This window comes from Streptomyces sp. NPDC050610, assembly GCF_040654875.1.
Taxonomy (GTDB): domain Bacteria; phylum Actinomycetota; class Actinomycetes; order Streptomycetales; family Streptomycetaceae; genus Streptomyces.
In genome coordinates this window covers 428045-440933 of the sequence record NZ_JBFAIV010000002.1, presented here as the reverse complement: position 1 = coordinate 440933, position 12889 = coordinate 428045, and the positions used below count along the sequence as shown (strand labels likewise).

Below are 12889 nucleotides of genomic sequence, written 5' to 3'. Positions count from 1 at the left end.
ACGGGGTACTACCCTCGGGTCAATGAGCGACAAGCACTCACAGCCGCACCCGGCCCAGAGCTTCGAGACCCTCGCGATCCACGCCGGGCAGGCGGCCGACCCGCTGACCGGCGCGGTCGTTCCGCCCATCTACCAAGTCTCCACCTACAAGCAGGACGGTGTGGGGGGACTGCGCGGCGGCTATGAGTACAGCCGCAGCGGCAACCCCACCCGTACCGCGCTGGAGGAGAACCTGGCGGCGCTGGAAGGCGGCAGCCGCGGCATCGCCTTCGCCTCCGGGCTGGCGGCCGAGGACTGCCTGCTGCGCACCCTGCTGGCCCCCGGCGACCACGTGGTCATCCCGAACGACGCGTACGGCGGCACGTTCCGCCTCTTCTCCAAGGTCGTCGAGCGCTGGGGCGTCCAGTGGTCCGTCGCCGACACCTCGGACCCGGCCGCCGTGCGGGCCGCGATCCAGCCCCGGACGAAGGTCGTCTGGGTCGAGACGCCCTCCAACCCGCTGCTCGGCATCACCGACATCGCCGCCGTCGCCGACGTCGCCCGCACGGCGGGGGCCCGCCTCGTCGTCGACAACACCTTCGCCAGCCCCTACCTCCAGCAGCCCCTCGCGCTCGGCGCGGACATCGTCGTGCACTCCACGACGAAGTACGTGGGCGGCCACTCGGACGTCGTCGGCGGCGCCCTGATCACCTCCGACGCCGCGCTCGCCGACGAGCTGGTCTTCCACCAGAACGCCATGGGCGCCATCTCCGGCCCCTTCGACTCCTGGCTGACCCTGCGCGGCATCAAGACCCTGGCCGTCCGCATGGACCGGCACAGCGCCAACGCCTCGCGCATCGCCGAACTCCTGGTCTCGCACCCCAAGGTCACCCAGGTCTACTACCCGGGGCTGCCGGAGCACCCGGGCCACGAGATCGCCGCCAAGCAGATGCGCGCCTTCGGCGGCATGGTGTCCTTCCGGGTCGTGGGCGGCGAGGAGGCGGCCGTCGAGGTGTGCAACCGCGCCGAGCTGTTCACCCTCGGGGAGTCGCTCGGCGGCGTCGAGTCGCTGATCGAGCACCCCGGCCGGATGACGCACGCCTCCACGGCGGGCTCCGCCCTGGAGGTCCCCGCCGACCTGGTGCGCCTCTCCGTGGGCATCGAGGCCGCCGACGACCTGCTCGCGGACCTCACGCGCGCGCTGGGCTGACCTGGGAACGTACGGCATACGAAGGGGCCTCGGCGCTACGAACCGGGGCCCCGGCCCGTACGGACGCGCTCACCACCCCTCCAGGGGAGGGGCGGTGTCCGACGGCGGCGCCACCCACGGCTGTACGAGCGCCGCCCACACGCAGAACGCCGTCACGGCCACCACCAGCAGCACCCACCCCAGCCGCCGCAGCGCCCGGCGGCGGCGCAGCAGCCTGCGGCCGCGTTCGGCGGCCCGTTGGGCCAGCTCCGGGCGGACCACCGGATGCGGGGTGTCCAGCATCCGGCGGACCTCGTCCTCCTTGCGGTCGTGGACGCTCACGGGGTGGCCATCTCGGCGCGCGGGCCGGTGGCGGGGGCCCGGCTGCGCATCGTGGCGACGGCGCGGGTGCACAGGGCGCGTACGCGCTCCACGGGGAGGCCCAGCTGGGCGGCGGTCTGCTCCTCGGCCACGCCCTCGTACAGGCGCAGGACGAGGACCAGGCGCTCCTGCCGGGAGAGCCGCCCCAGCCGGCCGGTACGGGCGGGCCGGCGGTGCCAGGCGGCGTGCGCGAAGCGGGCGGCCAGCTCCTGGCGGGTGCGGTCGTACGGGTCCTCGCCGCGCAGCCGGTCCCAGTCCGCGTACGTACAGGCCAGCGCGGCGGTCAGGAGGCGCTCGGCGGCCTCGCGGTCCGGCTCCTCCTCGCCGGTCAGCAGCGCGGCGGCGTGCAGCAGCCGGCCGCCCGCGCCCCCGACGAATGCCTCGAACTCCCGGGCGCGGCGGCGTTCCCGCGCCGCTTGCCGCTCTCCCACCGTGCCTCCCGTGCCCTCAAGCACACGGCAGGCCGCGCACCGGGTCAAGAGGCCGGACGGGGCGGTCCGGCGGTCGGGTCAGGAGGCCGGCGGCTCCTGGGGGAGCGCGTTGTGGATGACGGACAGGGAAGCGTTGAACCGGGTGAGCAGCGTGGTGAAGGCGTTCCGCTCCTCCTCGGTCCACTCGTCCGTCACGATCGACATCAGCTCGCGCCGGGAGGTGCGCACCTCCTCCAGCCGCGCGCTGCCGCGCGGCGAGAGCTGGAGGACGACGGCGCGGCCGTCCTCGGGGTGCGATGTGCGCTTGACCAGGCCGGAGTCGACGAGCGGCGCCACCTGGCGGGTGACCGTCGAGGAGTCGATGCCCATGCCCGCGGCGAGCGCCTTGACGCCCATCGGGCCTTCCTGGTCGAGGCGGTTGAGCAGCAGATAGGCGGCGCGGTCCATGGAGTTGCGGGCCTGGCCGACGCCGCCCAGGCGGGTCTGTTCCGCCCGGCGCGCGAAGACGGCCACTTGGTGCTGGAGCGCGTCGAGGACAACGGGGTCGATGGCCGCGGTGGTCTCTGACTCGGGGTCCGCGCCCCGGGTCGCAGCGGTTGTCGTCATGTCCGAAGGGATGGGCATGGCCGGAGGCTCACTTCGTGCGGTGGGCTGAGGATGGGGGACACAGTACGCGGCCCACGGGCCGCCCGTACCTGCGCTGCGCAAACCAATGGTTACGCACGGGCCGCAGCGGTCGCAGGAGGAGCGAGCTGCGAGACTTGCGGCCATGGCCCTAGAACTTGGTGACGAGGACGGCCCCGAGGGGGCCCAGCTGCCCGCGATCTCCCTGGACGATGTGCGCAGCGCACAGAAGATGCTCTCCGGGGTGTCGCGGTCCACCGCCCTGGAGGGGAGCCGCTTCCTGTCCGGTCTGGTCGGCGCCCCCGTGCACTTCAAGTGCGAGAACCTGCAGCGGACCGGGTCCTTCAAGGTGCGCGGCGCGTATGTGCGGATCGCCGGGCTGAACTCGGCGGAGCGGGCGGCGGGCGTCGTCGCGGCGAGCGCGGGCAACCACGCGCAGGGGGTGGCGCTGGCCGCGTCCCTGCTGGGGGTGGGCTCGACGGTCTTCATGCCGCAGGGCGCGCCGCTGCCGAAGGTCGCCGCGACCCGTGAGTACGGGGCCGAAGTGCGGTTGCAGGGGCAGGTGGTGGACGAGACGCTGGAGGCCGCGCAGGAGTACGCGCGGAAGACGGGGGCCGTCTTCATCCACCCCTTCGACCACCCCGACATCATCGCGGGGCAGGGCACGGTGGGACTGGAGATCCTGGAGCAGTGCCCCGAGGTGCGCACCATCGTGGTGGGCGTCGGCGGCGGCGGGCTCGCGGCGGGCATCGCGGTGGCCGTCAAGGCGCTGCGACCGGACGTACGGATCGTCGGGGTGCAGGCGGCGGGCGCCGCCGCCTATCCGCCGTCGCTGGCGGCCGGGCGCCCGGTGTCGATCGAGGAGCCGACGACGATGGCCGACGGGATAAAGGTGGGGCGTCCGGGCGACGTCCCGTTCAAAATCATTGGCGATCTCGTGGACGAGGTCCGTACCGTTTCCGAGGACGAGCTGTCCAGTGCGCTGCTGCTGTGCCTGGAGCGGGCGAAGCTCGTCGTGGAGCCGGCCGGGGCGAGTCCGGTGGCGGCGCTGCTGTCGGCGCCGGGGGACTTCGAGGGGCCCGTGGTCGCCGTGTTGTCGGGGGGCAATGTGGACCCGTTGCTGATGCAGCGGACGCTGCGGCACGGCATGGCCGCCGCCGGCCGGTACCTCTCGCTGCGGCTGCGCCTGACGGACCGTCCGGGCGCGCTGGCCGCGCTTCTGGACGTGTTGTCAGTGGTGGACGCTAACGTCCTCGATGTGAGCCACGTACGGACCGATCCGAGGCTCGGGCTCGCGGAGGCGGAGGTGGAGCTGCACCTGGAGACCAAGGGGCCGGAGCACTGCGTCGAGGTGGGCACGGCCCTGCGAGAGGCGGGCTACAGCGTCCGGGCGTGACGGTCGCGGTAACGCGACATAGGTATATCGCGATGTATCGCGTCTGGGGTATGGTCCGGGAGGTGTCGGCCTGTTGGCGGCCTTACGGTGGACAGAAGCCGTGAGGTGCGCCAATTCCGGCGAACCATAAATTCATCGTGGAACCATCCCAAAAACGGGGGTACATCCATGCCAGGCGCCATTTACGCCGAGGGTCTCGTGAAGACCTTCGGCGACGTGAGGGCACTGGACGGCGTCGATCTCGACGTCCCGGAAGGAACGGTGCTCGGAATGCTCGGCCCGAACGGGGCCGGGAAGACCACGGCGGTGCGGGTGCTCACCACCCTGCTCAAGCCCGACCGCGGCAAGGCCGTGGTGGCCGGCATCGACGTCCTGCGGAAACCCAACGAGGTCCGCCGCTCGATCGGGCTCTCCGGCCAGTTCGCGGCGGTCGACGAGTATCTGACCGGCCGCGAGAACCTCCAAATGGTCGGCCAGCTCTACCAGATGAGCGGACGCGCCTCGAAGGCGCGCGCGGTGGAGCTGCTGGAGCGCTTCCACCTCACCGACGCCGCCGACCGGCCCGCCAAGACGTACTCGGGCGGCATGCGCCGCCGGCTCGACCTCGCGGCCGCCCTGGTCGTCAGCCCGCCCGTGATGTTCATGGACGAGCCGACCACCGGCCTGGACCCGCGCAACCGGCAGCAGCTGTGGGAGGTCATCCGGGAGCTGGTGGCGGGCGGCACGACCCTGCTGCTCACCACGCAGTACCTGGAGGAGGCCGACCACCTCGCCCACGACATCGCCGTCATCGACCACGGCCGGGTCATCGCCCGCGGCACCTCCGACCAGCTCAAGGCCCGTACGGGCGGCGAGCGCGTCGAGCTGGTGGTGCACGAGCGCGAGCGCATCGCCGCCGCCCAGGAGGTCCTGCGGGGCTTCGGCAAGGGCGAGGCCACGGTCGAGGAGCACATCCGCAAGGTCACCGTGCCGGTCACCGGCGGCGCCAAGCTGCTCGCCGAGGTGATCCGGGAACTGGACTCGCGCGGCATCGAGATCGACGACATCGGGCTGCGCCGCCCGACCCTGGACGACGTGTTCATCTCCCTCACCGGCCACGCCGCGGAGACGGACGACACGGACGGTACAGACGGCGCGGACGGTACAGACGGCGCGGACGGCACGGGCGACGCGGACGGCGCGGCGTCGGCCGACGGGGGCGGCGGCCCGGACGCCAAAAGGGCCAAAGGCGCCAAGGGAGCCAAAGGCGCCAAAGGGACCGGAAGCGCCGAGGGCGCGGACGTGAAGGAGGACGTCAAGTGAGCACCGCCAGTGACGTCTCGACCCGCAGCGCGATCCCCCAGCCCCGCGGCGGCCTCACGCAGTCCGTCCGCGACTCCCTGGTCGTCGCCAAGCGCAATCTGATCCGGATGCTGCGCATCCCGGAGATGGTGATATTCGGGCTGATCCAGCCGATCATGTTCGTGGTGCTGTTCAGTTACGTCTTCGGCGGCTCGATCAGCCTCGGCGGCAACACGGACCCGACCATGTACCGCCAGTTCCTGATGGCCGGCATCTTCGCGCAGACCGTCACCTTCGCCACGGCGGGCGCCGGCGCGGGCATCGCCGACGACATGCACAAGGGACTCATCGACCGGTTCCGCTCACTGCCCATGGCCCGCGGCGCGGTCCTCACCGGCCGTACGCTCGCGGACCTCGTGCAGACCGCGCTGACCCTGGTGGTGCTGGCGATCGTCGCGGTGATCGTCGGCTGGCGCATCCACGCCGGCTTCCCCAAGGCGGTGGCCGGCTTCGCCCTGCTGCTCCTGCTCGGCTACGCCTTCTCGTGGATCGGCGCGCTGATCGGGCTGTCCGTACGGACCCCGGAGGCCGCCACCTCGGGCGGGCTGATCTGGCTCTTCCCGCTGACGTTCATCTCGAACGCCTTCGTGCCCGCCGACAACATGCCGATGGTGCTGCGGAACATCGCGGAATGGAACCCGTTCAGCGCCACCGTGCAGGCGGCCCGCCACCTGTTCGGGAACCTGCCGGCGGACTACCCGGTGGCCGACGCCTGGCCGATGCAGCACCCCGTCTGGGCGTCGCTGATCTGGTCGGTCGTGATCATCGTGGTCTTCCGGACGCTCGCGGTGCGCAAATACCGCTCCGCGACGGCCTGACCCCTCGCCCGCCCCGACCCGGCTGCGTACGGCGTTGGGACGGCGTACGACGTTGGGATCGGATCGCGTATGGCGTTGGGGCCGCATACGGCGTTGGGCCGGATACGGGAGCCCGGCCCGGCCCCGGCCGGCACTCCGACCGCGCACAAGCGCTCGGGCCCCGGACCTCTGCGGTCCGGGGCCCGAGCGCTGCCCGGCCTGTCGTCTCAGCCCTGGTAGGGCTTGGCGGCGAGGATCTTCACCGTGGCCGTGCGACCGTTCGGCAGCTCGTACTCGGCGTCGTCGCCGACCTTCTTGCCGTTGACCCCGGTGCCCAGCGGGGACTGCGGCGAGTAGGTCTCGATGTCGGCGCTCGCGTATTCGCGCGACGCCAGCAGGAAGGTCAGGGTGTCGTCGGGGTCGCCGTCGAAGGCGATGGTGACGGTCATCCCGGGCTCGACGATGCCGTCGTCCGCGGGGGCCTCGCCGACCTTCGCCTGCTGGAGGAGCTGGGTCAACTGGCGGACCCGGAGCTCCTGCTTGCCCTGCTCCTCCTTGGCCGCGTGGTACCCGCCGTTCTCGCGCAGGTCACCCTCTTCACGGGCCGCCGCGATCTTCGCGGTGACCTCGGTGCGAGCGGGACCAGACAGGTACTCCAGCTCGGCCCTGAGCTGGTCGTACGCCTCCTGAGTCAGCCAGGTGACGTTGTCGCTGGTCTGGGTCACAGGTGCTCCTCGTCGGTGCTGGGAATACAAATGAACGCCCTACTCAGAAGGGTGCGCCTTCAAAGGTGGGCGAAACCACGAGCCTAACAATTACGGGCGGAAAGGGGGAGGAGGGAAGCCGTACGAAACGCGTCAGCGCAGGTCAGCGCCGGGGCTGCGGAACGTCACCCGCTCGTGGCGGACGTGCAGCCGACCAGCTCCGAGGCGGTCGCGCGGCCGGTGGTGCGGATCTTGACGAGCGCCGTCAGATGGTCCTCGCGCTCGTTGAGCGTGACGTCCTTGCGGCCGACCTCGGCCTGCTGCGTATCGAGCGCGCGCACCGTGCACACGGCCGTCTCGTCCCGGTCCTTGCGGACCTCCAGCACCGCCTGCGCGGAGTCGTCGGAGACCACCTTGGAGCGGATCAGCTCGCCGCTGACGCCGGCCGCGGAGATGTGGTGGACGCCGAACCAGACGATCACGCCGATCAGGGCCGCGCCCAGTACGGCGCCGATCACCTTCAGCTTCCGGTCGGCGCGCTGGTCGGCCGACCGGCCGTAGCGCCCGGCGGGCAGCTCCTCGCGCACCGCACTCATGATCGTCCTCCTGGTTGTGGAACCCGGAATGAATCGGGCCCCGCTTCGGTCACTATAGGAGGCATCTCTTTTGACCAGTGACTGAGGATCGAGCCTTGACTGAGCAGCTTCGATTGATGGCCGTGCACGCCCACCCCGACGACGAGTCGAGCAAGGGCGCGGCCACCATGGCCAAGTATGTGTCCGAGGGGGTGGATGTGCTGGTCGCCACCTGCACGGGCGGAGAACGCGGCTCCATTCTCAACCCCAAGCTCCAGGGGGACCCGTACATCGAGGAGCACATCCACGAGGTGCGCGCCAAGGAGATGGACGAGGCGCGCGACATCCTCGGCGTCAAGCAGGAGTGGCTGGGCTTCGTCGACTCCGGTCTGCCCGAGGGCGACCCGCTGCCGCCGCTGCCCGACGGCTGCTTCGCGCTCCAGGACGTCGACGAGGCCGCCGGCGAGCTGGTCCGCCTGATCCGTACGTTCAAGCCGCACGTGGTCACCACGTACGACGAGAACGGCGGCTACCCGCACCCCGACCACATCATGACCCACAAGATCTCGATGGTGGCGTTCGAGCGGGCCGGCGACCCCTCCTACTACCCCGAGGCCGGCGCGCCCTGGCAGCCGCTGAAGATCTACTACAACCAGGGCTTCAACCGGGAGCGCACGGTCGCCCTGCACGAGGCGCTCCTCGCCCGCGGCCTCGACTCGCCGTACGGGCAGTGGCTGGAGCGGTGGAAGGAGTTCGGCCAGCGCGAGCGGACCCTGACCACCTACATCCCGTGCGCCGACTTCTTCGAGATCCGGGACAAGGCGCTGATCGCGCACGCCACCCAGATCGACCCCGACGGCGGCTGGTTCCGGGTCCCCATGGACCTCCAGAAGGAGGTCTGGCCCACCGAGGAGTACGAGCTCGCGCAGTCGCGAGTGCCGACTTCCCTCCCCGAGCACGACCTCTTCGCGGGCATCCGCAACAATTGAGCTCATGATGAGTGCGACAGCTTCCCTGGCCGTCACCCACTTGGTGCCGCTCGCCGCGAGTGACCTGGACAAGAACAAGGTCACCCCCGGCGTCCTCGGCTTCATCGTCTTCGCCCTCATCGGCGGAGCCGTATGGCTGCTGATGAAGAGCATGAACAAGCACATGAGGAAGGTGGACTTCGACGAGCCCGGCGAGAGCGGGACCGCGACGCCCGCCGAGAACGGGGCCACGAAGGACGGCGCCCCCAAGGGCGGCGCGACGAAGGGCGGCACCGCCCAGCGCGAGGCCGCGCAGAGCGGTGCCGCGGCACCCGCCGCGGCCTCCAAGGGCGCGCAGAACGCCAAGGGCGTCAAGGGCGCGAAGGGTGCCACCGCCTGACGGAGGCGGCGAGCGGACCGCCTGCCCCTAGCGGGGCAGCACCGCCATCACCTCGCGGGCCCGGCGGCTCGGCACCATGCCGAGTCGCCATGCCTGCCACCCCGTCTCCGGCTCGACGCCGCGCTGCAGCACCAGCGTGAACGATTCCGCGCAGTCCTCCAGCGACGGATCGCCGGCCCAGTCAGCGCCGCGCAGCTGTTCACGCAACCGCGCCAGCTCCTCCTGCGCCACCGCCACGCCCACTACGGAACCGCCCGGCGACGCGAACGGCAGCAGCGTGCAGCGCAGGAACCGCGCCCAGCTCTCCCCGCGCCGGTCCCCGTAACCCGCGAAGAGCCCTGTCGCCTCCTCCACCAGCTCCAGCGCCTGCGACGCCCGGCCATTGCCCCCGTCGATCACCGCGAGCTCCAGACACGACCACGCCTCGCCGTGCGGCACCCCCAGCCGGTGGAAGTCCTGCCGGGCGTCCTGCAGCAGCTGTCGGGCGAACCCGCTGTTGCGCAGCGAACCCGTCTTCGCCGCCCGCTGATCACGGGTCACCCGCGCACAGTGGTGCCGCGCGCACGCGAGCCCGTACACATCCCGCATCCGGCTGAACATGTTGCGTGCCCGCTCCAGGGCCCGCACCGCCGCGTCCTGGTCGCCCCGCTCCTCCAGCGACTGCCCCAGGTAGTACAGCGTCCACGCCTCGCCGCGCGCGTCCTCGTTGTCCCGGTGCCGCGACTGAGCCTGCCGCAGCTGATCGACGGCCGCGGCGAAGTCGCCCGCCACCAGCCGGGCCCGGCCCAGCTGCGTCAGCGCCCACGAGGCGCCCCGGCCGTCCTGCGTCCGCCCGTACTGGTCGAGCGCCTCGCGGAACTCCTCCTCCGCCGGACCCACCTCGCCCATGCGCAGCCGCACCTGGCCGAGCTGGAAGTGCGCCCACGCCTGCCCGTGCACGCTCTCGCTCTCCTGGTGCAGCTCCAGCGCCTCGTGCAGCATCCCCAGGGCCTCGGCTATCCGGGCCCGGTCGCGCTCGACGGCCGCCAGCGCGTGCAGCGTCCACGCCCGGTCGCCGCGCAGCTCCTGGGTGGTCTGGAGGTCGAGGGCCTCGCGCAGCTTCGCCGCGGCCTCCTCCAGATTGCCCTGGTGCTGAAGGGTGATGCCCAGATCGCGCAGCGCGCGGGCCGCGCCCGCCGGGTGGTGGGCGTCGAAGTACAGGTCCACCACCGAGGACAGCGTGGTCCGGGACTTGTCCAGCTCACCGAGCTGACGGGCGGCGACACCCGTGCGCCACTGCACCGAACGCACCAGCAGCCCGCGGTCCGTGGCCTGGGTCAGCTCGCTCAGCTCGCCCAGCCGGTACAGATCGCCGCGCAGCAGGCAGTAGTCGCACAGCGCGCCCAGCAGATGCAGCACCACCGACTGGTCCACGCCCTCCGCGTGCCGCAGCGCGGCCGTGATGAAGCTGGACTCGTCGTCCAGCCAGCGCAGCGCCGCGTCCAGCGACGTGAAGCCGTGCGAACCGAACTGGTCCGCGCGCGTCGACGTCTTGCCGTCGACCAGCCGTATGACGGAGTCCGCCAGCTCCGCGTAGCTGCGGATCAGCCGCTCCTGCGCGGCGATGCGCTCGCCCTCCTCCTCGTCGTCGCGCAGCCGGGCGAGCGCGAAGTCCCGCACCAGGTCGTGCACCCGGTACCGGCCGCCGCGGACATGCTCGATCAGCCCCGTCCGGGCCAGCGCCGTCAGCTGCCGGCCCGCCTCCTGCTCCCCGGCGCCGAGCAGCGCCGCCGCGGCGGCGGGCCCCAGCGACGCCCGCCCGGCCAGCGCCAGCCGGCGCAGCAGCCGCTGCGCGTCCTCCGGCTGATCGGTGTAGCGCAGCCACAGGGCCCGCTCCACCGTGCCGACCGGCCCGTACGCGTCCAGCTCGGCGGCCAGCGTCTGCGGGGAGCGCGGCCCGAGCGAGGAGCCCGCGATCCGCAGCGCCAGCGGCAGGCCCCCGCACAGCTCCCGTATCCGCTCCATCGACTTCTCGTCGTACGGGCCCGGCAGCGGCTCCTGGGCCGCCGCGCCCAGCAACTCCTCGGCCCCCGCCTCGTCCAGCGCCCCGACCGGCAGCTCGTGCACCCAGGCGACCAGGTCCGGCGGGAGCGCCAGCAGGGTGGTCGAGGTGACCAGGACCAGGCTGTCGGAACGCTCGGGGATGAGCGTACGGACCTGGTCGACGTCCGAGGCGTCGTCCAGGACCACGGTGACGGGCAGCCCCGTCAGGTGCTGGTCGTAGAGCTCCGTCAACCGCTTGACGTGCTGGTCCTGCGAGGACCGCTCCCGGAACAGCAGCTGGTCGCGGGGGGCGCCGAGCCGGTTGAGGAGATGCATCAGCGCGTCGCGGGTCGGCACCGGCGGCTCGCCCGGCGCGCCGCCCGCCTCCGTCGCGGTCTCGCCGCGCAGATCCACCACGCACGCGCCGCGGAACTGGTCCCGCAGATGGTGCGCCGCCCGCACCGCGAGCGCGGTCCGGCCGCTGCCCGGCGGCCCGTGCAGCAACACGACCGTGGGCTTGGTCTCCGTACTGGCCCGCGCCTGGTGCACCCACTGCGAGATCTGCGTGAGTTGGGCCCTGCGCCCCGCGAACGGCCCGTCGGATTCCGGCAGCTGCTGGAATGACTGCTCCAGCACGTTGCGCCGTCGGGCCGCCGCGCTGCGGTCGTTGCCGCGCAGCTTCGGCACGCGCGGCGGTGCTGCCGCCGGCTGCGGCGCGGTGCCGGCGCTGCGCCGCGTCGCCGCGGACACCATCCGGTGCTGGTCCAGGAACGGCCGGATGCCCCGCACCTCGACTGCGGTCAGCCACTGCAGCCGCAACTGCTCGGTGCCGCCGGGCTGCCCGCGCATCCCCGCCCGCCGATGAGCCGCCGGCCAGTGCCCCGCCGTCAGCTTGACGAGCGTCGCCGCCGCCCCGGCCACCGCGACGGTCGCCCCCGCGCCGAACGCCGTGCCCGCCGAGGTCCCGTACCCGAGATCGGCGCCGAAGGCCGCCGCCGCGGCCACGATCGTCACCAGCCCCGGCGTGGCCAGCGCCCCCCGCGACAGTCGCGCGGACAACGGCCGCTGCGTGGCCTCCGCCTCATCCAGGGCGCGCACATACGCGCCGTACTCCTCGGCGGCCTTCGCCGCCATGTCCGCCAACTCGGCACGCCCCCGCGCGAGCAACACCGCCGCATCGGTACGCCCGCCCGACCGGCGCACCTCCTCCTCGACCGCCCGCGTCAACAGGCCGTCGACCTCTGCCCGATGGCTGTCCCGCAGGGCTACCACTGAGCCCGGCATACGCTCTCCTCCCGAAGGTGACCGTTCAGATCTTCGGTTTCCTTCCCTCAAGTCTTCCGTCTCCACGGGAAATACGGCAGCCCTGTGGATAACTCAACGTGGCGAGGGGGTGGAGACGCTCTCGGGACGCGTCGCGGTGAACGGCTGGAACCATCGTCCCGGCACGGTCAGCCGGGATCACACCCGCCAGATGCGCGAACGGTAGGGGCCATCCCGTCCACGATCTCGACGCCGGCGCACCGCTCCTCGGGCCAGGAGCCGTACTGCTCCGCGCTGACCTGCTGACGCATTTACGCGGGCGCCACCGTCTCGGCGGTCATGGTGTATCTCCTTCGAGGAGCCTCGACGGTTGCGGCGCCCTCGGTCTCAGGCTACTGGCCTGTGTCGCCCTGCCGTCTCCGCGGCGCGGCTATGGGGGGCATGCCGAACCGCCTGGCCCATGAGACGTCCCCCTACCTCCTCCAGCACGCCGACAATCCGGTCGACTGGCGGCCGTGGTCCGAAGCGGCCTTCGTCGAGGCGCGAGAGCGGGGGCGCCTGTGCTGCTCAGTGTCGGGTACAGCTCGTGCCACTGGTGCCGCTGTATTCACAGCCGCCGTAGTCGGTGGTGCTCACACCTCTCTGATGAGCACGCGGTCCCCGCAGAGCTTCGACCAGTCGTCGCGCTCCGAGGTCAGAACGATCACGGGAGCCGGGACGCGGAGGCCGGATCGCGGCGGCTCAGGTGGGGCTTCGGGGGCAGAGTCCCCTTGGTGCACCCCGTTCCGAGCGCCGCGACCCGGCCGTGATCCGGCAGAT

11 protein-coding genes and 4 pseudogenes are annotated in these 12889 nt (G+C 72.1%); 7 read left to right on the top strand and 8 right to left on the bottom strand.

Annotated elements, in window-relative coordinates:
• Nucleotides 1–22 precede the first annotated feature (22 nt).
• Nucleotides 23–1189, top strand: a complete 1167-nt coding sequence (locus AB0I22_RS04245; protein WP_363129055.1) for a cystathionine gamma-synthase — start codon at nt 23–25, stop codon at nt 1187–1189.
• Nucleotides 1190–1258: 69 nt separating this feature from the next.
• Here AB0I22_RS04245 and AB0I22_RS04240 read toward each other — a convergent pair whose 3' ends face one another.
• The 3 genes from AB0I22_RS04240 to AB0I22_RS04230 all read right to left on the bottom strand — a co-directional run bounded on the left by AB0I22_RS04240 (nt 1259) and on the right by AB0I22_RS04230 (nt 2586).
• Nucleotides 1259–1510, bottom strand: coding sequence for a hypothetical protein (locus AB0I22_RS04240; RefSeq protein WP_363129054.1), 252 nt, complete (start codon nt 1508–1510; stop codon nt 1259–1261).
• On the bottom strand, nt 1507–1980 hold the full coding sequence (locus tag AB0I22_RS04235) for a sigma factor-like helix-turn-helix DNA-binding protein (protein ID WP_363129053.1): 474 nt from the start codon (nt 1978–1980) through the stop codon (nt 1507–1509). The genes AB0I22_RS04240 and AB0I22_RS04235 overlap by 4 nt, the downstream gene beginning before the upstream one ends.
• Nucleotides 1981–2058: 78 nt before the next feature.
• On the bottom strand, nt 2059–2586 hold the full coding sequence (locus AB0I22_RS04230) for a MarR family transcriptional regulator (RefSeq protein WP_363129052.1): 528 nt from the start codon (nt 2584–2586) through the stop codon (nt 2059–2061).
• 163 nt (nt 2587–2749) lie between these two features.
• Between AB0I22_RS04230 and ilvA the strand changes: the two genes are divergently transcribed.
• The 3 genes from ilvA (at nt 2750) to AB0I22_RS04215 (ending at nt 6159) form a co-directional block, all read left to right on the top strand.
• Nucleotides 2750–4000: a threonine ammonia-lyase gene (gene ilvA / locus AB0I22_RS04225; protein WP_363129051.1), complete on the top strand. Its 1251-nt coding sequence runs from the start codon at nt 2750–2752 to the stop codon at nt 3998–4000.
• A 168-nt stretch (nt 4001–4168) separates the two neighbouring features.
• A complete protein-coding gene (locus tag AB0I22_RS04220) occupies nt 4169–5302 on the top strand; it encodes an ATP-binding cassette domain-containing protein (protein WP_363129050.1) in 1134 nt (377 codons plus the stop codon).
• Nucleotides 5299–6159 (top strand): ABC transporter permease, encoded by an 861-nt coding sequence (locus AB0I22_RS04215; protein ID WP_363129049.1) that lies wholly within the window; start codon nt 5299–5301, stop codon nt 6157–6159. The genes AB0I22_RS04220 and AB0I22_RS04215 overlap by 4 nt, the downstream gene beginning before the upstream one ends.
• A 206-nt stretch (nt 6160–6365) precedes the next feature.
• Here the strand turns inward: AB0I22_RS04215 and greA are convergent, their stop codons facing one another.
• Nucleotides 6366–6863, bottom strand: coding sequence for a transcription elongation factor GreA (gene greA / locus AB0I22_RS04210; protein ID WP_363129048.1), 498 nt, complete (start codon nt 6861–6863; stop codon nt 6366–6368).
• A 164-nt stretch (nt 6864–7027) separates the two neighbouring features.
• The gene (locus AB0I22_RS04205) at nt 7028–7438 is read right to left on the bottom strand and encodes a DUF4307 domain-containing protein (protein WP_363129047.1); all 411 of its coding nucleotides are present in this window, start codon (nt 7436–7438) and stop codon (nt 7028–7030) included.
• A 95-nt stretch (nt 7439–7533) separates the two neighbouring features.
• On the opposite strand from AB0I22_RS04205, the gene mca reads away from it, so the two are divergent.
• Together mca and AB0I22_RS04195 are read left to right on the top strand one after the other, a co-directional pair.
• The gene (mca, locus tag AB0I22_RS04200; RefSeq protein WP_363129046.1) at nt 7534–8406 is read left to right on the top strand and encodes a mycothiol conjugate amidase Mca; all 873 of its coding nucleotides are present in this window, start codon (nt 7534–7536) and stop codon (nt 8404–8406) included.
• 4 nt (nt 8407–8410) lie between these two features.
• Nucleotides 8411–8593, top strand: a pseudogene (locus AB0I22_RS04195) (hypothetical protein); the annotation flags it as partial.
• A 219-nt stretch (nt 8594–8812) separates the two neighbouring features.
• On the opposite strand, the gene AB0I22_RS04190 reads toward AB0I22_RS04195, so the two are convergent.
• Together AB0I22_RS04190 and AB0I22_RS04185 are read right to left on the bottom strand one after the other, a co-directional pair.
• On the bottom strand, nt 8813–12091 hold the full coding sequence (locus AB0I22_RS04190) for a tetratricopeptide repeat protein (RefSeq protein WP_363129045.1): 3279 nt from the start codon (nt 12089–12091) through the stop codon (nt 8813–8815).
• A gap of 209 nt (nt 12092–12300) precedes the next feature.
• Nucleotides 12301–12381 (bottom strand): annotated as a pseudogene (locus AB0I22_RS04185) (Uma2 family endonuclease); the annotation flags it as partial.
• A gap of 130 nt (nt 12382–12511) precedes the next feature.
• Between AB0I22_RS04185 and AB0I22_RS04180 the strand changes: the two are divergent.
• Nucleotides 12512–12669: pseudogene (locus tag AB0I22_RS04180) on the top strand (DUF255 domain-containing protein); the annotation flags it as partial.
• Between the two features lie 33 nt (nt 12670–12702).
• On the opposite strand, the pseudogene AB0I22_RS04175 reads toward AB0I22_RS04180, so the two are convergent.
• Nucleotides 12703–12795: pseudogene (locus AB0I22_RS04175) on the bottom strand (DNA-binding protein); the annotation flags it as partial.
• Nucleotides 12796–12889: the final 94 nt, after the last annotated feature.